At 65.1% G+C, this 19,823-nt stretch carries 16 protein-coding genes and 1 pseudogene; 5 read left to right on the top strand and 12 right to left on the bottom strand.

Features of this window, described 5'->3' with window-relative positions; genetic code table 11:
- Positions 1-399, bottom strand: a 399-nt coding sequence (locus tag ACTHJ1_RS18790; protein ID WP_440195859.1) for a DODA-type extradiol aromatic ring-opening family dioxygenase, incomplete at its 3' end; no start/stop codon positions are given.
- 240 nt (positions 400-639) lie between these two features.
- Between ACTHJ1_RS18790 and ACTHJ1_RS18795 the strand changes: the two genes are divergently transcribed.
- The 3 genes from ACTHJ1_RS18795 (at position 640) to efp (ending at position 3,728) form a co-directional block, all read left to right on the top strand.
- The gene (locus ACTHJ1_RS18795) at positions 640-1,842 is read left to right on the top strand and encodes a DUF2863 family protein (protein WP_440195862.1); all 1,203 of its coding nucleotides are present in this window, start codon (positions 640-642) and stop codon (positions 1,840-1,842) included.
- 21 nt (positions 1,843-1,863) lie between these two features.
- On the top strand, positions 1,864-3,021 hold the full coding sequence (earP, locus tag ACTHJ1_RS18800; RefSeq protein WP_440195897.1) for an elongation factor P maturation arginine rhamnosyltransferase EarP: 1,158 nt from the start codon (positions 1,864-1,866) through the stop codon (positions 3,019-3,021).
- Positions 3,022-3,173: 152 nt separating this feature from the next.
- A complete protein-coding gene (gene efp / locus ACTHJ1_RS18805) occupies positions 3,174-3,728 on the top strand; it encodes an elongation factor P (RefSeq protein WP_440195864.1) in 555 nt (184 codons plus the stop codon).
- A 113-nt stretch (positions 3,729-3,841) separates the two neighbouring features.
- On the opposite strand, the gene ACTHJ1_RS18810 is transcribed toward efp, so the two are convergent.
- From ACTHJ1_RS18810 to ACTHJ1_RS18845, 8 genes and pseudogenes are all read right to left on the bottom strand, one after another.
- Entirely contained in the window at positions 3,842-4,297 is a 456-nt protein-coding gene (locus tag ACTHJ1_RS18810) for a DUF1178 family protein (RefSeq protein WP_440195867.1), read from the bottom strand.
- 371 nt (positions 4,298-4,668) lie between these two features.
- Positions 4,669-5,355: pseudogene (locus tag ACTHJ1_RS18815) on the bottom strand (DUF2968 domain-containing protein); the annotation flags it as partial.
- Between the two features lie 157 nt (positions 5,356-5,512).
- Positions 5,513-7,243 carry an ABC transporter ATP-binding protein gene (locus tag ACTHJ1_RS18820; RefSeq protein ID WP_440195870.1) on the bottom strand — a complete coding sequence of 577 codons (1,731 nt, stop codon included), beginning with the start codon at positions 7,241-7,243 and terminating at the stop codon, positions 5,513-5,515.
- On the bottom strand, positions 7,240-8,697 hold the full coding sequence (locus tag ACTHJ1_RS18825) for an ABC transporter permease (RefSeq protein WP_440195873.1): 1,458 nt from the start codon (positions 8,695-8,697) through the stop codon (positions 7,240-7,242). The genes ACTHJ1_RS18820 and ACTHJ1_RS18825 overlap by 4 nt, the downstream gene beginning before the upstream one ends.
- A 14-nt stretch (positions 8,698-8,711) precedes the next feature.
- Positions 8,712-9,689: an ABC transporter permease gene (locus ACTHJ1_RS18830; protein ID WP_440195876.1), complete on the bottom strand. Its 978-nt coding sequence runs from the start codon at positions 9,687-9,689 to the stop codon at positions 8,712-8,714.
- Complete coding sequence (locus ACTHJ1_RS18835) at positions 9,686-11,941, bottom strand: ABC transporter substrate-binding protein (RefSeq protein ID WP_440195900.1); 2,256 nt, start codon at positions 11,939-11,941, stop codon at positions 9,686-9,688. Before ACTHJ1_RS18835 ends, ACTHJ1_RS18830 begins: the two co-directional genes overlap by 4 nt.
- Positions 11,941-12,561: a thermonuclease family protein gene (locus ACTHJ1_RS18840; RefSeq protein ID WP_440195903.1), complete on the bottom strand. Its 621-nt coding sequence runs from the start codon at positions 12,559-12,561 to the stop codon at positions 11,941-11,943. Before ACTHJ1_RS18840 ends, ACTHJ1_RS18835 begins: the two co-directional genes overlap by 1 nt.
- 49 nt (positions 12,562-12,610) lie before the next feature.
- Positions 12,611-13,606 carry a magnesium and cobalt transport protein CorA gene (locus tag ACTHJ1_RS18845; protein ID WP_440195879.1) on the bottom strand — a complete coding sequence of 332 codons (996 nt, stop codon included), beginning with the start codon at positions 13,604-13,606 and terminating at the stop codon, positions 12,611-12,613.
- A 221-nt stretch (positions 13,607-13,827) separates the two neighbouring features.
- Here ACTHJ1_RS18845 and ACTHJ1_RS18850 point away from each other — a divergent pair, with 221 nt between their 5' ends.
- Positions 13,828-14,688: an inositol monophosphatase family protein gene (locus ACTHJ1_RS18850; RefSeq protein ID WP_440195882.1), complete on the top strand. Its 861-nt coding sequence runs from the start codon at positions 13,828-13,830 to the stop codon at positions 14,686-14,688.
- Between the two features lie 48 nt (positions 14,689-14,736).
- On the opposite strand, the gene ACTHJ1_RS18855 is transcribed toward ACTHJ1_RS18850, so the two are convergent.
- Both ACTHJ1_RS18855 and epsC read right to left on the bottom strand, forming a co-directional pair.
- Positions 14,737-15,567 carry an NAD-dependent protein deacetylase gene (locus ACTHJ1_RS18855; RefSeq protein ID WP_440195885.1) on the bottom strand — a complete coding sequence of 277 codons (831 nt, stop codon included), beginning with the start codon at positions 15,565-15,567 and terminating at the stop codon, positions 14,737-14,739.
- Positions 15,568-15,776: 209 nt separating this feature from the next.
- Entirely contained in the window at positions 15,777-16,721 is a 945-nt protein-coding gene (epsC, locus tag ACTHJ1_RS18860; protein ID WP_440195888.1) for a serine O-acetyltransferase EpsC, read from the bottom strand.
- Positions 16,722-16,882: 161 nt separating this feature from the next.
- On the opposite strand from epsC, the gene ACTHJ1_RS18865 reads away from it, so the two are divergent.
- The gene (locus tag ACTHJ1_RS18865; RefSeq protein ID WP_440195891.1) at positions 16,883-18,772 is read left to right on the top strand and encodes an ABC transporter ATP-binding protein; all 1,890 of its coding nucleotides are present in this window, start codon (positions 16,883-16,885) and stop codon (positions 18,770-18,772) included.
- Between the two features lie 8 nt (positions 18,773-18,780).
- Here the strand turns inward: ACTHJ1_RS18865 and ACTHJ1_RS18870 are convergent, their stop codons facing one another.
- On the bottom strand, positions 18,781-19,752 hold the full coding sequence (locus ACTHJ1_RS18870; protein ID WP_440195894.1) for a chemotaxis protein CheV: 972 nt from the start codon (positions 19,750-19,752) through the stop codon (positions 18,781-18,783).
- Between the last annotated feature and the right edge of the window lie 71 nt (positions 19,753-19,823).

Genomic DNA, 19,823 nt, shown 5'->3' on the forward strand with positions numbered 1-19,823 from the left:
CAAGGACACCTGCACGACGGGCACGTCCGCCTCGGGATACAGGTGCATCAGCGGCACCCACGCACCGTGGTCCAGGCCGCGACGGGCGTCCAGGGTCGCCTCGACGCCGGCGAGCCGCAGCACCTCCTGCACGCGGGCCGCCAGCGCCGGTGCGCCCGGCGCGGGGTAGGCAAGGGCATAGAGCGGGCGCGGGAAGCCGCCGAAGTCGTGCACGGTTTCCGGGCGGGCTGCCGCCGTGATCTGCACGCCGCGCGTCATCCAGTGCGGCGACACGACGAGGACGCTCTTGGGCTTTTCGGGCAGGGACCGGCTCCAGTTCGCAAGAACGGGGCCTGTGCGGCCCGGCTCGACGGCCAGCATGGGAGAGCCGTGGGAAACGAAAAGAACGGGCCAGCGCATGGCGGAAACTCCAAGGGATAAATGGACATCTTGAATTCTGAGCGTTTTGCGCACGGGAATAAACCGCCTCCGGCAACACGCACTGTTGCCCTGAATGCACCAATGCCGTGAAGGACGCCTCGAATCGCGCCTTGCGGGCAATCGTGCCTGGTGCGGACCGCTGTCGTCCAGACGCGAACCGGCGCCCCGTTGCCTGGAGGTAAACTACAACGCTTTCCTTGACGTAGTCTGAATCGATTCATGGCCCGAACCCGCAGCCGAACTTCTTCCCGCCTGACCCGCGACGCATCGCGTCTGGTCACGCTGGCCCAAGCCCTGAACCGCTCGGGCAGCCGCGTGGAAGACCAATATTGGGAATCCCAAATCGGCGAAGCCATCACCAAGCTGCTGCGCAGCGGACAGGACGGCCCGCTCGACAGCGCGCTCGATCATCTTTCGCAGCAGGACGGGGGTGCGTACGAGATTCTGATCGAGCAGGCAGAGACGCAGTCCGAGTCCATGCAGGTCGAAAAGAACGGCGTTCGCCACGATGTGCTGCTGCTGGTCGCCCCCGTCGTGGCCTGGACGCGTTATGCCATTCCCGCAGCCCCCATCGCGGCGGCGGCGCAGCAGACGCTGCTGGCCCAGTTGCACGGCCACGTTCTGGCCCAGGACGCTCGCGTGGAACTGATGCCGCATCTGCTCAGTCTGGACCAGATGCCGCGCACCTTCTCGGAGACCTGGCACTGGCTGCAAAAGCTGGCTTCACGCGCTCTGGGGTCGGAGACCATCAGGCCGACGCTCGACGGCGACGTGGAAACGGCGCATATGCTGGCCGACACGCGCTATCTGGTGGCTGCTGTGGCCGTGCCGCAGGGCAGGCCTCTGTTCCGCTGGCAAGAGCAACCCGAAGATCCGGCCAGCAGCCGCGATGCCTGCCTGGAACAATGGGTGGCCCAGGCTCAGCCCACCATCGCCGGGCTGCTGCCCGGCTGCGGCATCGAATGCCTGCTGCCCGACGCCTACTACGTCAGCAACCGCGAAGCCGACCGGCGTGTGCGCCCCCTGTCGCTGCGCGCGGCGGTCAATTGGCTGGAAGGCACGGTCAATCTACCGGCCGAGCAATTGCGCGCCGTCGTGGCCGGCTGCGGCGAGACTCGCGTGGACGAATACCGCATAGGGTTCACACCCGCCCACAGCAACGACGTCTACTACGGCTGCGTGTGGCCGCTCTATGGTCGCGAGGACGAAGAAGCGCTGGACGACGGCCAGCCCGGCGCCGTCGAAGATATCGCCGCATTGCTCAGAGAATTCGGCGTTGGCGAGGTGCGCCGCATCCCCGGAGTGCTGCCGCCCGAATTTTGCGAAGACTGCGGCGCGCCCTTCTTCCCCAATCCGCAGGGCGAACTGGTGCACGCGGAACTTCCCGAAGATGCCGCCAGCGCGCCCTCGCACTTTCACTAAGGTCGCTCGTATCCAATGAGTCTGCGCGCCGACCTGTTCTGCCGGGTCGTCGACAACTACGGCGATATCGGCGTGTGCTGGCGGCTGGCGCGTCGCCTGGCGCAGGGCCCGGGCTGGCGAATGCGGCTCTGGGTCGACGATCTGCATGCCTTTGCCCGCATCCAGCCGGGCATCGATCCCGCTGCCGCGCGGCAGCAGCTTGCCGGCGTCGATATCATTCATTGGCAGGATGAGGCGTCTTCGACGTTGCCGGCGCCGGGCGACGTGGTCATCGAGGCCTTTGCCTGCGATCCGCCCGCCGAGTTCATCGATGCCATGCGCGCACTGGCCGCCGAATCGGCTCGTGGCGAGGGCGTTGCACCGATCTGGATCAATCTGGAATACCTCAGCGCCGAAGATTGGGTGGAGGGTTTTCACACCATGCCTTCGCAGCGCGCGGACGGGCTGGTGAAGTATTTCTTCTTTCCTGGCTTCACTCCCGCCACGGGTGGCCTGTTGCGCGAGCCGGGTCTTGCGGCCGAGCGCGATGCGCTGCAGGCCTCGCGTGAATCGCAAAGCGATTTCCTGCGCGGACTGGGTGTGGACGCCGCCGCGCTGGCGGCGCATCGCCGAGGCGCGCGGGTGCTCTCGCTGTTTTGCTACCCGCGCGCGCCGACAGACGCCCTGGCGCAGACTATGCGCCACCGACCCGAGTCGACCTTGATACTGGTGCCCGAAGGCATCGCCCCCGGCCTGGACGAACTGGCCGGCGACGCCCTGCGCATTGCCCGCGTCCCGTTTGTCGCGCAGCCCGACTTCGACCGGCTGCTCTGGTGCGCCGATCTCAATTTCGTGCGCGGCGAGGATTCGTTCGTGCGCGCCGCCTGGGCGGCGCGACCGCTGGTCTGGCAGATATACCCCCAGCACGGCGGCACGCATCTGGAGAAGCTCGACGCCTGGCTGGCCCGTTACCCTGCCCCGGAAACCGCTCGCGCCCTGGCGCGCGCCTGGAACCAGGCCCCCGGAGATCAGGGCACAGCAACGCCGGACTTGCCGCAGGCCCTGGAAGCGGCCCTGACCGAGCCGGTCTGGGGCGCCTGGCAGGCAGCCGCTCACGCCTGGGATGCCGAGCTGGCATCCGGCCCCGATCTGGCCGATAAATTGGCCACTTTTTGCGCAGAAATGCTTAAAACACGTTAGAATAGAAGGCTTTACCGGCTTTGCGATGTTCTTGGCCGGCGCTATTGGTGGGAATCAACCCAGTCCAGTGGGAATTAACCCAGTGGGAGCTGACCCGGCGGGAATGACCCCGCACGAGGAATACCCCGAGAACTACCCGGAGTTTTGATTAGATGAAAACCGCTCAGGAATTGCGAGTCGGCAACGTGGTCATGGTCGGCAAGGATCCGCTCGTGGTCCAGAAGGCCGAATACAACAAGTCGGGCCGCAATGCGGCCGTGGTCAAACTGAAGTTCAAGAACCTGCTCAACGGTTCGAACAGCGAATCGGTCTACAAAGCCGACGAAAAGTTCGACATCGTCATGCTCGAGCGCAAGGAATGCACGTACTCGTATTTCGGCGACCCCATGTATGTGTTCATGGATGCCGAATACAACCAGTACGAAATCGAAGCCGACAGCATGGGCGACGCCCTGAACTACATCGAAGAAGGCATGCCCGTGGAAGTGGTCTTCTACGAAGGCCGCGCCATCTCGGTCGAACTGCCCACCATGCTCGTGCGCGAAATCATCTACACCGAGCCGGCCGTGCGCGGCGACACCTCGGGCAAGGTGCTCAAACCCGCCAAGATCAACACCGGCTTCGAACTGAACGTGCCGCTCTTCTGCGCCATCGGCGACAAGATCGAAATCGACACCCGCACCAACGAATACCGCAGCCGCGTGTAAGCGCAGCGCCGTTCGTTCATGGCCGGCAGCGCGCCGGCCCATGTGCAAAAGCCCTCGGAAAACTCCGAGGGCTTTTGCGTTGTTGCCTGCAGATCGAGCGCCGCAACCGACGATTATTGCAACTGGCCGTCGTCCAGAAAGGAAGGCAAGGTCATGACTTCGATACCGTCGTCGGCCAGCGCGGCGCGCTCTTCCTGCGTTGCGGTGCCACGGATGGGACGTTCGTCGGCTTCGCCCTCGTGGATGCGGCGGGCCTCCTCCGCAAAGCGCGGGCCGACGTTCTCGGTCGACCGCACCAGGTCGCGCACCTGACGCATGATGCGGGCCTGCAAGGCGGCCACGGCCGCTTTCTCGTCCATGGCTGGCGCCTGCGACGCGGATTCGGGCGCATGCAGATGCGAGACGTTCAAATGCGGCGCGGACAATCGCTTGGCGATCTCCTTGGAGTCGCATACAGGGCAGGCGACCAGATCCCGGGCGCGCTGGGCGTCGTAATCGTCGTGCGAGGCGAACCAGCCCTCGAAGACGTGGCCGTGCTCGCATTGAAGGTCGAAAACTTTGAGTGCCATGACTTCAATATGAGTGCGAAAGGCGCAAAGACAAGGGCCATGCAGCCCAGTAGCGCGCAGAGCGCGCCCGCTTGGCAATAAGACGGCACGCCCGGCCACGCCGGCGGCGCAAAGCCTTATTGGGCTTGAGTCGCGCCTTGAGGCGCCTGCACACCGGAATTTGCCGGCGCAGCCGGAGCGACCTGCGCCGGCGCGCTCACCTGCGGATCGGCCGCTTGCGGCGCGACGGGAGGGGGAGGCGCGATGTTTTGCGGCTCGGCCATCGGCTTGGCGACAGGCGCAGCTCTGTGGACAACCTTGCGCTTGTGATAGGTATAGGCTCTTTTATATGACCTGTGTACCGGCCGCGAGTAACGCCTCGAATACGTCGGACGGTTCACGATGCCCGAAAGGCGGTTCTGCTCGGCCTGCAAGGCGTCGATCTGGCGCTGCAGGTTGCTCAATTGAGAGCGGGCGATCTCCTGCTGCTGGTTCAGGCGATCGGTCTCGGCATTGATCTGATTCTGCCGGGCGACCACTTGCTGATCCTGTTGCTGGCGCAGGGCCTGGTCGGCTTGCAGCGTCCCCAGCCGAGCCAGCCGGGCGTTGAGCAGCTCTTGGGCTTTGGCGTTTTCGGCTTCGAGTCGGATGCGGTCGAAATCGGCCTGGGCCAATTCGGCCGTGCGGGCGGCAAACGCCTGGTAGGCCATATTGGCCTGCTGGGAAGATTTGGTCTTGACGACCTGCCAGAAGTTGCGCTGTTGGAAAAGCACAACATAATAGGTCAGATCGTCCGGTTTGAAGAGCATGCTGGCGCCGTAGCTGGCGTTATAGATCGTGCGCAGCTCGTCGACTTTGTGGTCGCGGATGAGGCCCTGCAGTTCGGCCACGGTGGTATTGGAAGCTGGCACATCGGCCTGCGGCGCGACGGGCGTGGTCGCTACCGGCTTGACATCAACCTGCTGGGAGGCCTCGGACGACGACGGGTTGGTCGCACAGGCGCTCAAACCTATCAAGGCTGCACAGGCCAGCGCCACGCGCAAGACCTTGCCGGCGCGCAGGAGACCAAACTGATGCATGTCGTGTGCCATCCCTTTGAGAAACAATCTTTTAACTATAGCAACTTATCGCCCAGCTACGAATACCTGTGATTACGGACTTGACGCAGGCGAAGTCTCCGCCGGCCAAATCCCCCGCAAGGGGCCAGGTTTCAGGAAAACCGTTGATTTTACTGTATTAAGACGTTTCCGGGTTGCCAAAATCCAACCTCGGCACGGCCTCGAGCAGGCGCCGGGTCACGGCATGCCCCGGTGCGTGCAGCACCGCGCGGGCGGTATCGCACTCGACGATGCGTCCCCCGTGCATGACCGCTACCCGATCGGCCAGGTATTCGACCACGCTGAAGTTGTGCGTGATAAAGAGGTAGGAGATACCCAGCTCGGCCTGCAGTTCGCGCAGCAGATCCAGGATCTGCGCCTGCACCGACACGTCCAGCGCCGACGTGGGTTCGTCGCAAACCAGCACCCTGGGCTCCACGGCCAGCGCACGCGCGATGGCGACGCGCTGACGCTGGCCGCCGGAGAATTCGTGCGGGTAGCGCTGCGACGCGTCGGCGGGCAGCCCGACGCGCGCCAGCAGGCCCCTCGCCCGGCCGGCGCGTGCGGCGGCGTCCAGTTCGGGGCGCAGGGAGGCGATTCCCTCGTCCAGTATCTCGCCTACCCGCATGCGCGGATCCAGCGAGGCATAGGGATCCTGGAACACAATCTGGATGTCGCGCCGCAGGCGGCGCAGTTCGGTGCGCGAGGCCGCCAGCAGATCGCGGCCCGCCAGGCGCGCGGCGCCGGTGACGCGCGCGCCCTGGGCCAGACGCAGCAGGGCCTTGGCCGTGGTGGTCTTGCCGCAGCCCGACTCGCCCAGAAGCGCCAGGGTTTCCCCCGCCCGCAGCGTGAAATCCACGCCGTCGACCGCCTTGATCCAATCGCGCCGCCAGGCCCGGCCTCGCGTGGGGTAATGCACGCGCAGATCCCGCACCTCGAGCACGATCTCCTGCGACGCGTCGGGAGCGGATGCATTGGACGGCATGGCGGTCGATGGCGTCGTTGCGGCCGCACTCGCCTGCCGGCCCGCGACCGACAAGGGGTGGCCGCGCTTGGCGTAGGTGGGAATGGCGTCGAAAAGTTCCTGCGCGTAGGGGTGGTTCGGCGCGGCGAAGAAATCGGCCGCCAACGCGCAGGCGACGATCTCGCCGGCGTGCATCAGGGCCACGTGGTGGGCCACCTGGCGCACCACGGCCAGATCGTGCGTGATGAGCAGCACCGCCATGCCCAGTTCGCGCTGGATATCGGCCAGGAGCGCCAGCACCTGGGCCTGAACGGTCACGTCCAGCGCCGTGGTCGGCTCGTCGGCAATGAGCAGGTCCGGCTCGGCAGCCAGCGCGATGGCGATCATGATGCGCTGCTTCTGCCCGCCGGAAAATTGAAAGGGGTAGTCGTCCAGGCGTCGCGACGCGTCCGCAATGCCCACACGGGCCAGACTATGCGCAGCCCGCTCTCGCGCTGCTGCGCCGCGCAGATCGGTATGCGCATGCAGGACTTCCACGATCTGATCGCCCACCCGCATGACAGGATTCAGGCTGGTGGCCGGTTCCTGGAAGACCATGCCGATACGTCCGCCGCGCACGGATCGCATAGCGGATTCGGGCAGGCGGTTCAGGTCGCGGCCTTCCAGACGGATCCGCCCCGCGGCAATGCGACCGGCCTGCGGCAGCAGGCGCAGCAGGGCCAGCGCCGTCATGCTCTTGCCGCAGCCGGATTCGCCCACCAGCGCAAAGGTCTCGCCGCGTTCGATGGCAAAGCGCAGGCGCCTGACGGCCCGGGTCATGCCCGATTCGCCTTCCACGTCCACGCTCAGATCCGCCACGTCGAGCAAGGGCACGTTCATGCCGTTTTCCCGGCGCTGCGCGCTCATGACGACGCCCCAGTACCCGCAGCGGCCCTGCCCGCACGGCGCCGGCGCAGGCGCGGGTCGAAGGCGTCGCGCACCGCGTCGGCGAACAGATTTGCCGCCAGCACCAAAGACAGCATGAAGACGAAGGCTGCGAGCAGCCCCCACCAGATCATCGGATCGCGCGACATTTCGTAGCGCGATTTATCTATCATCGAGCCGAAGGAGTTCATGCTCGGATCGACGCCGATGCCCAGGTAGGACAGCACGGCCTCGTACAGCACCAGACTCGAAAACTGCAGCACCACGGTAATGAGGATCAGGTGCATGACATTGGGCAGCAAATGGCGGCGCATGATGCGCCAGTTCGAGACGCCGAAGGCGCGCGCCGCCTGCACGTAGTCCAGTTCGCGCAGCTTCAGGGTCTCGGCACGCAGCAGGCGGCATAGGCCGTCCCAGCCCGTCAGGCCCAGGATCATGCACAGCAGAAATAGGCGCAGGTCGGCCCGCGACGCTGCCGTGTCGAAAAACTCGGCGTGGCGGTCGATGTAAACCTGCATCATCAGCGAGCAGGCCGCCACCAGCAACACGCCGGGAATGGAAGTGATGGTGGTGTACAGATACTGAATGAGCGCATCGACGCGGCCTTTGAAATAGCCCGCCGCAATGCCGAAGAAGATGGCCGGCGGCAGCATCGCGACCGTGGTCAGGCTGCCTATCACCAGCGCCGTGCGCACGCTCTTGAGGCATTGCCACAGCACGTCGTTGCCGGTGCGGTCGGTGCCCAGCACGTGATAGCCGCTGGCCAGTCCGGCCACCGCGCCGATAACCAGGCACAGCGCCGCGACGGTATGGAACATCGCGCGCCAGGGCAGCTCGGTGAGATTGCGCCGCACCGCATTGAATGCGCCGCGCCAGCCGGCGTGCCGCTTGGACAGGGCCGCGCACAGAACGGCGCCGGCAAGAGCCGCCGCGGCGAACCCGCCCAGCAGCCCCCATCCCAGGCGCATGAGGACGTCCGGCAGCCATTGCGCGGCGGGATCGGTCAACTGCACGCCGCCGTATTTCAAGCGCGGAAAGTCCCGTACAGGCTGCCCGTTTTCGAGCATGGTCTCTTTGGTGAACAAGCGCCACGCCAGCGGTGCGGAATAGGTTTTCTCGGCGTGCGTGAGCACCGTGGCGTCGAGCAGGCCGTCGAGTGCCGAACGCACGGCAGGCGCATATACCGCGGGCGCGTTGGCCGCGGCTCCGGGCGCACGAGGCAGGCGCGGCTGGTAATGCAGGGAATCGAGCAGGCCCGCGAGAACCAGCGCCAGCAGTACCGCCGCCGAGCACATGGCCGGCGCGCTGCGCGCCACCTGCGCCCACACTGCGCGCAAGTTGGCGTTTCGCGCGACACGCACCGCATAGACAGCAACGCAGGCCAGCATCAGGAAGAGCGCGGCGTCGGTCCAGAGCAGGACGGGTTTGAATGGCATGCCGGTCTCCCTCGTTATTCGAAACGTACGCGGGGGTCGACCAGCGTATAGGAAACGTCGGCCAGAATCAGGCCCACGATGTACAGCGCCGAACCCAGGAAAACCATCGCCCTCACGACGGCGAAATCTTGCGCATTGATGGCGTCGATGGTGTAGCTGCCCAGGCCCGGTATGCCGAAGAACGATTCGGATATGAGGCTGCCCATGAACAGCAGCGGAATGGCTGAGACAGTGCCTGTCAGGATCGGCAGCATGGCGTTTTTGAGCACGTGGCGAAACAACACGGCGGTTTCGGACAGGCCTTTGGCCCGGGCCGTGCGCACATAGTCCTTGCCGATCTCTTCGAGGAACAACGTGCGATAGAAACGGGCGTTCGATCCCAGGCCGGACACGACCGCGACCGCCACGGGCAGAACCAGGAACTTGATCGCGTTCCATCCCCCCGCAAAACCCGAATAGGGCGCCAGGCGCAAGACTTTGGAAAACATCCACTGCCCCGCGATGATGTAGAAAAGCCCGGAGATGGACAGCATCACCACACAGGCCACTACCCCCCAGAAATCCAGCCGCGTGGTGTGGAAGTACACCAGCATCAGCGCGAAGGCCACGCTGCTCAACAAGCCGAGAATAAGCGTAGGCAGCGCCAGCGCCAGACTGGGGCCCATCCTCGTGCGGATCGCGCGGCCGATGTCCTGCCCCGAATCGGATACGCCGAAATGCATGACCAGGAGCGGCGCAGAGCGCTGGTAGAAGACGGTGTCGGTATAGCGCCGGGCACCCTGCTCGGCCCTGTTGTAGAACAGCGGCTTGTCGTAACCGCGCTCGGTCTTCCAGCGCTCGACCGCCTGCGGACTGACCCGCTGCCCGCCGATGGCCAGGCGCGCCATGTCGTCGGGTGTGTTGACGGCGAAAAAGAGCACGAAGGTAAGAAGGTTGACGCCCAGCAGGATCAGCACGCCGTACATCAGGCGCCGCGCAACATACGAAATCATGCGCCCTCCTCTGTGTCATTCGCCATGGTGTCCGGCAGTGCCGCCTGCGCATCGCGACGCTTGAGCGCGCGCCAGGCGAGCGCCACCGCCAGCAGGCCGGCGAGCGCGAACAGCGCCAGCGGCCACCAGATGGGTCGGTTCCATTCGCGCACCCGACGCATTCGCAAGGCCGGATCGATCTTCATGTACTGCAAGGTGTTGCGCACCATATCGGAGGGCTTGGCGTTGCCCACCCACTGTTGATAAGCCCCGCCCGACAGCGGAAAGTAGCCGAACATCCAGGGTGCGTCGTGCTGCACGATAGCTACCATGCGTTGCGCCAGCCTGGCTTTCTCCGGGCCGTCGTCGAGGTATTTCATTTGCTCGAAGAGTTTGTCGAACGCCGGATTCTCGTAGTTCGCGGCGTTCTCGCCGCCATGCTTGACCTTGCCGTTCGGCCCATACAGCAGGAAAAGAAAATTCTCGGCATCGGGATAGTCGGCAACCCAGCCCCAGGAAAAAATCTGCGCTGCGCCGCGCTGCATCTTGTCCTGGAAGCGGTTGTAGTCGGTGGCGCGCAGATCGAGCTGGATGCCGATACGGGCCAGCCGACGCCGCATCCAGTCGAATTGCGCGTCGCCGCCCGTGCCCGCGGCCGAGTCGTAATAGAGCACCAGCGGCCGGCCCGTCGTGCTGCTGCGGCCGTCCGGGTAGCCGGCCTCGGCCAGCAGGCGCCTGGCCACGGCCAGCGATTTGCGCACGGGCTTGCCGTCGACCAGATCGTAGACTTCGGGATCGTAGCCGGCCGGCGGCGGTTCGTAGCCCAGCACGCCGGGCGGCAGCGGGCCGTAGGCCACCTGGGCCTGCCCGTTTTCGAACACGGCCACATGCTCTTCCCAATCGAAGGCAATGCTGACGGCCAGTCGCAGCTTGCGGTTTTTTTCCGCCTGCTCGGGCGTATCGCCGCGCCCCACCACCGGGTCGAGCCAATTGAAGCCCATGTACATGTCGGCCATTTCGACCGAGGACGGCAGACTGATGCCGTGTTCGCGATAGAGCCTGGCCTTGTCGGCCGAATCGCCTGCCGCCACGCGCATGGCCACGCCATAGTCGCCGCGGTCGGCCTGAGGAATATCGTAATAGCCCTGGATGAACTTGCCGCCCAGCGGCACCGCTTCTTTTTCGATGCTGAACACGATCCGATCGATGAAGGGCGTGGGCTTGCCGCAGTCCGCCAGCAGGCCGCGCTCGCGGTCCCCCGGTGCGCCGTGGCAGGGATAAGGCTCGCCGTGGAAATTGGGATTGCGCTGCAACACCATGAGCCGATTGGGCAGATTCTGCACCAGCATATAGGGCCCTGTGCCGATGGGCCAGGTGTTGAGCGACAGATCGTGCTCGGCCATGCCGGGTTGACTGTAGAAACGGTCGGCCTCCCAGGGCACCGGCGCGGTGAAGGTCATGGCAAGCCAGTACTTGAACTGCGGATACTTGCCTTTTACGCGGATGCGCAGCGTGTGGGGGTCGAGCGCCTGCACGCCGTCGAAGCCGTCGGGTTCGCGCAAGTCCAGCCAGGGCAGATCGCGCGTGCCGGCGGGCAGCCCTTTGCGCAGGGCCGCGTCGCGCCGGCGCAGCACGTCGCCATATGTCTTGAGTCCCACCACATACTGCGCCATCAAGGAATAAATGGGCGACACCACGCGCGGGCTGGCCAGGCGCCGGAACCCGTAGACGTAGTCTTGCGCGGTCAGTTCACGCGTGCCCGTCTGTTTGAAATCGGTGATGGCGTAGGCATGCGCGAGCACCTCGGTCGGTATCGGATCGTAGACGTAGCCGCCGTCGGCGCGGCGGGCCAGCGCAGGATGCGGCTGATAGCGTATGCCGGGGCGAATGTGGATGATGTAGTCGCTCTCGGCGATCTGGTCGCCGGGCGTGTCCGCGGGAAGCGCCCGACCCTGCGCATCCCGGTATTGCGGGGGATCTATCGACGTCGCCGCACGCGGCACCAGCGTATAGGGTCGCTTCAGATAGTGATAGCCATAAAGCGTTTCGTAGATGTTGTAGGTGTAGGGTGTCTCGTCGGTCGAATAAGAGCTGGCCGGATCGAGATACTTGGGCGAGCGGCCGACAAAGGCGGTGTACAGCGTATTGCTAGCCAAGCTGCCGTCGGGATAGGGACTATTGATGGGGCTGCCGGGCGAGCAAGCCGACAGGCCGGCGAGCAAGGCCAGCGCGGCAACCGCCAAAGCCGCAGCAGCCGTGAGTACGCGCGGCATCAATCGCACCGCTGCTGCTTCCAGCAGTCGTAGCGCCATTTCCAGGGCGCGGTGGGGCCCTGCTGAGCCCATAATCCCAGGCCCGCCTGCTTGGCCCGGCGTTGCAATCCGGGCATGGCGCCATCGCGCAGGTAGGCACCGTGCCGAGCGGTGTAGGCCCATGCATAGCCGCTCTCGACCTGAGCCCGATTGACCGATGAGCCGTCGTCCAGCATCAGGGCGCAGACCTCCCGCTGATACCGGTCGCGTTCGTAGCAGCGCGCGATCAAATGCTTGCCGGCCGCCAGCAACGCGAGATTGCGCCGAGACTGCTCGGCGTAAAGCTGGCCGGGTTCATCGGGACCGTGCGTTTTTTCCGGCGCGTCGATGCTGTCCAGGCGGATGCGGTGCTGCTTGCCGTCGCCGGTCAGCAGCGTGACAGTGTCGCCGTCGGCCACGTTGACCACCTTGCCGGGCAGCTCGTAGGCACCACCGGGAACCGGGCCGCTGGTCGCCGAGTTATGCGCCGAGCCGGAGCCGCCCGTCGTCGGCGAAAGAAGCTGCAGCAGCGTCGCGGCCAGCGCGACGACCAGCAGGCTCGCGACATACCCCGGACGCCGACGCTTGGCGATGCCGCCCATGGGGCCGCGCGGAGGATGATCGTCGTTCAACGCTTCACCTCGGCAAACATCACAGCCATCCCGCGCGGCGGAACCGCCAATACAGCGTTGCGCAGATCCCCGCCATGACGCCCAGGATCGCGAAATAGCCGCCATGCCACTTGAGCTCGGGCATGAACTCGAAGTTCATGCCGTAGATGCCCGCGATGGCGGTAGGCACGGCCAATATGGCCGCCCAGGCCGCCAGCTTGCGTGTCGTGTCGTTCTGCTGGGCCTGCGCCATCATCTGGCTGGCTTCGAAGGCAAACACCAGGGCCTCGCGCAAGGCGTTGATGAGTTCGTCGATGCGCTGGACGCGGTCGGCCACCTCGCCGAAATACGGCCGGGCCTGCGCGTCGATAGGATCCATCTCGACCCGAGACAGCCGGCGGCAGATCTCCACCATGGGCGCCACCGCGGTGTGGATGCGCAGCAGATCGCGGCGCTGTCGATAGAGCTTGCGGATGTCGGCCATGCTGGAGCCGCGGATGAGCAGCCTCTGTTCCGCCGCTTCGACCTGGGCTTCGAGCTTGTGCAGCGCCACCGCGTAGCGGTCGACCAAGAGGTCGAGCAGTTCCGCCGCCACATAATCGCTGCCGCGCTTGAGCAGGCCCGGCACCGCTTCCAGACGTGCGCGAAGACCCGCGTAGGGCGCCACCGAGCCGCGCCGCACGGTCAGCAAAAAACCGTCGCCGATGAGAAGCTGGGTTTCCCCGAATGCGGGGCGTTCGGCTTCGACTTCGACCATGATGGCCACCACCAGAACCATATTGCCGTAGTCCAGCACCTTGGGCCGCGTGTGCGCTTCCAGCATGTCTTCGCGGCAGCGCGGGTCGGCGCCGATTTGCGCCAGCACGTGCGTCAGCAAGTCTTCGGTCGGTTCGCGCAGGCCCGTCCAGAGCAGGCTGTCCTCGCGGCCGATGTAGGCGGGGATGTCCTCGATGGGCACATCGCACACGCGTCTGCCCTCCAGATAGGCAACGCAGGCCATCACTTCAGGCGGCAAGCTGCTCGCAGCATCGGACATGCCGGTATTTCTCCTCATGAAACCCGGCCGACATCAGCCAGGCAACCGTAAGTTTACGCAAGACCGCAGGCTTACAAGCCGCAGCGAGCGAGTTCTTGCGACGCCGACGCGGTAGCCGGCGGCTCGAGATCTCAAACCAAACCCATTCACATAACCAAACCCACATCCCGACATCATGTCGTGATAGATTGGAAGACCCACCCGATCTACCCTCCCCCGACATGAGCCGCACCTTCTCGCGCGACGATACGCGCCGTCTTGCCGTGGTACTGGCCGAAGTGGCGCAGTCCGTCGTCATGCCGCGCTTTCGTAATTTGCCTCCCGAAGCCATACGCAGCAAGGGAGATCCGCGCAATCTCGTCACCGACGCGGATGAAGAGGCCGAGCGCCAGATCTTTGCGCGGCTGGCTAAATTGCACTCGGGCGCAGTGCTCATCGGCGAGGAAGCGTCGGAGCGCAATCCTGCGCTGTTGAACATGCTGGTGGACGCCGATCTGGCCTTCGTCGTCGATCCTATCGACGGTACGCGCAACTACGTGATGGGGCTGCCGCTGTTCGGCATGATGATCGCCGCCTGCCATCGCGGCGAGGTGATCGCCAGCGTCATTTACGATCCGGTCTGCCGCGACGCGGCGATCGCCGTGCGCGGGGAAGGCGCGTGGATGGCGCGCGAAGACGGCGCGATGACGCCGCTGGCGGTGGCCAAGGCCGCGCCGCTGCATGACATGGAGTGCATGATAGACAACAGGAGCCTGCCCGAGAGCCTGCGCGACATGGCCAACAGCCGCCTGTCCACGTTCGCCCGCAATACCTCGCTGCACTGCGCCGCGCACGAATACCGCATGGCCGTCTCGGGCCATTGCCATATTCTGCTCTACAACACGCTGCATCCCTGGGATCATGCTGCCGGCTGGCTGCTGCACCAGGAAGCCGGCGGCTATTCGGCGCATTTCGACGGCAGCCCCTACAAACCCACGCACCGCGACGGCGGTCTGCTGCTTGCTCCCGACGAGACCAGCTGGAACGAGGTCCGCAAGCTATTGCTGGTGGATCGCCGGCAAAGCAGCCGACAGGCGCTGTAGCGCTTCTGCGCAGGTTCTATCGCGCAATTCCCGGCGTGTTGCGCGCGATCAGGCCGGCTCGGGATACAGCGCACCCAGCGCCTCGGCGCAAGACTGTTCCATCTTCAATCCCAGCAAGCCATCGGCGCGTGTGCGCCCCCGATTGATGGCGGCGATGGGCAGGCCGCGCTCGCTGGCCTCTTTCACGTAGCGGTAGCCCGAGTGCACCATCAGCGAAGAACCCACCACCAGGACCGCGTCGGCCTCATCCAGCGCCGCCATGGCGCGCTCGTAGCGCTCACGCGGCACCAGCTCGCCGAAAAACACCACGTCTGGCTTGACGATGCCGCCGCAGCACGGGCAACCCGGCACGACAAAGCCCGAGAAATCCAGACCGTCGAGATCGGCGTCGCCATCTGGCGCATCCGGCGCATCCAACTGCGCCCACGGCGGATTCATGGCCTCCAGCTGCGCCTGCCAGCCGGCCCGCGGGCCGCGCCAACCGCAGGCGGTGCACAGCACTTCGGTCATGCGGCCGTGCAGGTCGAGCACAGCGCGGCTGCCCGCGGCCTGATGCAGGCCGTCGACATTCTGCGTGACCAGAAGCGCAACGGCGCCGGCGCGCTCCATGGCGGCCAGCGCGCGATGCGCCGCGTTGGGCCGGGCATGGCCGAAACGCCGCCAGCCCACCAGGCCGCGCGCCCAATAGCGCGCCCGCGCCGGCTCGCCGCTCATGAAAGTCTGAAAATCGATGGGCGGCTTGCGCTTCCAGTCGCCGGCCCCGTCCCGGTAGTCGGGCAGCCCCGAGTCTGTGCTGCAACCGGCTCCGGTCAGTACGAAAAGACGGCGGTCGGCCAGGAAATCGCGCAAGTCTGCCGGCGAAGCCGAAAAAATAGCCATGACGCCCTACATTGCCGACTGCAGCGTTGATTATCGAACACTGCCCGTAATAATAATTGGCGCAGCCTATCAATCGGGCGCCGACCGGGCATATCCCTCATTTCGAGCCCGCCGGCCGGCTTCCTGGATGCGATCCGCCTCAGCGGCCTGGATCCGCCTTCGCCCGGCTGCCGCATGTGCAATGAGCCGGGACAGCCGCCGTCGGAGCCTCAACTGCCGTCCAGCCCGCAGCCCGGCAGATCGCTCACCAGACTGGCCTGCGTGACATTGCTGCCGGGGGCCACATCGCGCGTCAGCCAGACATTGCCGCCTATGGTCGAGCCCTTGCCGATGACGATCCGGCCCAGGATGGTTGCGCCGGCATAAATCACCACATCGTCTTCGATGATGGGATGCCGCGGCAGGCCTTTCTTCAGCTCGCCGTTCTCGCCCGGCGGGAAGCGCTTGGCGCCCAGCGTCACCATCTGATAGAGGCGCACGCGATCGCCGATGATGGCGGTCTCGCCGATCACCACGCCCGTGCCGTGGTCGATGAAGAAACTCTTGCCTATGGTCGCGCCGGGGTGAATGTCGATGCCAGTCTCCGCATGCGCGATTTCGGCCACGATGCGCGCCAGCATGGGCGCGCCCAGCCGATACAGCGCGTTGGCCAGCCGGTGATGGATCATCGCCGTCACGCCCGGATAGCACAGCAGCACCTCGTCGACGCTGCGCGCGGCCGGATCGCCCTGATAGGCCGCCGTCACGTCCAGATCGAGCGCGCGCCGCAACGCGGGCAGCTCGGCGCCGAACTGGCGCACGATCTGCACGGCCTGCGCCATGGTCTCGTCGTACGAGCGCGGTTCGTGGCGGCTCAGATGGCGCAGTTCAAGATAGGTCTGATGCAGCAGGGAATCGAGCGCCTCGCCCAGGGTGTGGCCGACGTAGAAATCCTCGCTTTCTTCACGCAGTTCGATGGGACCGAGCCGCATGGGAAACAACGCGCCATGCAACCGGGCAACGATCTGGCGCAGACTGTCCTGCGAAGGAAACTCGCGGCCCGTCGAGGTCTCGCGCAGGCGGCCGTGCGGTCCGCGCCAGTCGACTCGCGCGGCGCGCAGGCCCGAAACAATGCCATCCAGATTCCAGTTGGGGCCCCAAGACGGGCTGCTCATAACCATTTCTCCTGCACTTCAATGGCGCTCAATGTAACCGCACCGTGTGCGCTCCCCCGGGGCTGCGCGACAAGGCATCAGGGTTTTGGCGGCATACGCGCGGGCGGCGCACAGGCCTGTTTGCTACGATGAACCCGTCGCCCCACGATTTCCTGTCCGGCATGACGCCTCCCCGCTCGCATTTTATCGACCGCCTGTTCGAGGGCCTGATCGACCCGTTCCGGCCTGCGCAAGACGCCATGCCGCCCGACGGACTGGTTCGCTTCTACGTCCACTATCTGCGCCAGGTCAAGGGGCCCCTGCTCTTGCTGCTGATCGTGGGCCTCATGTCCGCACTGGTGGACGTGGCGCTGTTCGATTTTCTCGGACGCATCGTGGACTGGGCCGGCGCCGCCCCCGGAGCCGCGCCGGGCAACGGCTTTTTCGAAGCGCACGGCCGCATACTGTGGCTGATGGCTTTCGTCACGCTGATCCTGCGCCCGGTACTCACCGGCCTGCACGACCTGCTGGTGCACCAGACGCTCACACCGAGCCTGGCCACGCTGGTGCGCTGGCAGAATCACCGCTACGTGCTCAAGCAGGGCCTGGCCTTCTTTCTCAACGACTTTGCCGGCGGCATCGCCAACCGCATTCTCCAGACAGGCGTCGCGCTGCGCGACTCGGCCGTCTCGGCGCTGGACGCCGTCTGGCACGTGCTGATCTATTCGATCACTGCACTGGTGCTGTTCGCCCGGGTCGACTGGCGCCTGACCTTGCCGCTCGTCGTCTGGATCGTGGGCTATGTAGCCACGCTGATCTATTTCGTGCCGCGCGTAAAGCAGCGCGCCGCCATCGCATCGAGCTCGCGCGGCAAGCTCATGGGCCGCATCGTCGACGGCTACGGCAATATCGGCACGTTAAAGCTCTTTGCGCACAACCGATTCGAGGAAGAATACGTGCGCGAGGCCATGGCCGAACAGACCGAGCAGGCGCAATATGCCGCGCGCATGATCACCGGCATGGGCTTCGTCATCGCAGCGCTCAACGGCATCCTGATCGCCGGCACGCCCGGCCTGGCGCTGTGGCTGTGGTCCAGCGGCCGCATGTCGGCCGGCGTAATCGCGCTGGCCACCGGCCTGGCCATACGCATCAACAATATGTCGGGCTGGATCATGTGGGTGGTCAACGGCATATTCGAAAATCTGGGCGTCGTGCAGGACGGCATCCACACCATTTCGCGCCCGCGCATCGTGGCCGATGTGCCCGATGCGCCGGACTTGCACGTGACGCAAGGCGGCATACATTTCGAGTGCGTATCGTTTCACTACGGCAGGCCGTCGGGCGTCATCGACCGGCTGACCCTGGATATCGAGCCCGGCGAGAAAATAGGCCTCGTCGGCCCTTCGGGTGCGGGCAAATCCACGCTCATCAACATTCTGCTGCGTCTGTACGACCTGGACGCCGGGCGCATTCTCATCGACGGCCAGGACATCGCGCGAGTCCGCCAGGAAAGCCTGCGCTCGCAGATCGGCGTGGTCACGCAGGACACATCGCTGCTGCATCGGTCCATCCGCGACAACATGCGCTACGGCAAGCCCGAAGCCGGCGACGAGGACATCATCCGAGCCTTGCACCAGGCGCAGGCGGAAGGTTTCGTCTCGAACCTGGTCGATCTGCAAGGCCGCGCCGGGCTGGGCGCGCATGTGGGCGAACGCGGCGTGAAGCTCTCGGGCGGCCAGCGCCAGCGCATCGCCATCGCCCGCGTGCTGCTCAAGAACGCGCCCATTCTGATACTGGACGAGGCGACCTCGGCGCTGGACTCCGACGCCGAGGCGGCCATTCAGGAAAATCTGGAGACCCTGATGCGCGGCAAGACCGTGATCGCCATCGCCCACCGACTGTCCACCATCGCGCGCCTGGACCGACTGGTGGTGATGGACAAGGGCCTCATCGTCGAAACCGGCACACATGCCGAGCTGATACACAGGAACGGGCTATATGCGCGGCTATGGCGGCACCAATCGGGCGGATTGATACACGATCCGAATGCGCCGCCATCGCACAACGCCTGAATGTCGCGTCAGCCCGCCCGGTTTTCGGCCAGCGTCTTGCGTAGTACCTCGCCCAGTTCTCCGGGCGAAAACTTCGGAATATAGGCCGAAGCGCCCGCGCTTTTCACGAGCGCTTCATTGGCCGTTCCCGTCAGCGAGGAGTGAATGACGACGGGGATGTCTCTGAGCTGCAAGTCGGCGCGGATCCGACGGGTCAGCATGAAGCCGTCCATTTCGGGCATTTCGAGATCGGTCAGCACCAGGGCGATTTTGTCGCGCACGCGTCCGCCCTGCTTCTGCGCATCGCGGGATATGTCCTGCAGCACGCTCCAGGCCTCCTGGCCGGTCTTGGTCATGATGAAGTCCAGACCCAACGCCTGCAGCGATTCCTCGATCATCTTGCGCGCAAAGCCGGAGTCGTCCGCAGCCAGCACCTTGGAGCCTGGAGGAATCTTCACCACGGTACCCAGTTCCTCGGGATCGACGTCCGGATGTTGCGACGGGAACACGTCGCGCAGCACCTGCTCGACATCGACCACCTGGGCAAGCCGGGAATCGGCCGTATTGCCGTCGATACGCGCCAGACTCGTCACGGAGCTGCCGCCTATGGCCAGTTCGGCCGACAACACCTGGTTCCATTCGAGCCGCACGATGTCGTCGACCTCCTCCACCGCGAAGGCCTGTACCGACCGCGCGAACTCGGTGACCAGAAGCAGGTTCAGCCCTCGGGTCGGGTCGCAGCCCATTACCTTGGACAGATTGATGACAGGCATGATCTGCCCGCGGATATCGACGGCGCCCAGCACGAACTCCGAAGAGCCCGCTATCGGCGTGACCGGCGGCATCTGCATGATTTCGCGGATCTTGAAAATATTGATGCCGTAAAGTTCATGCGGGTCGCCTCCGCCCGGGGCGGCTCCCAGCCGGAACAGCAGAAGCTCGAATCGGTTCGTACTGGTCAGGTTGGCGCGTTCGTCGACCAAGCGGCTGTTCGTATCCATCTATTGCCCCGTTACCTATGCTTGAAGTTTCTTAACGGTTCAGAATAAACGACTCTTTAGCCGCCTGACGC

Origin of the sequence: Bordetella sp. (genome assembly GCF_051960075.1) — a bacterium.
Taxonomy (GTDB): Bacteria; Pseudomonadota; Gammaproteobacteria; order Burkholderiales; family Burkholderiaceae_B; genus Bordetella.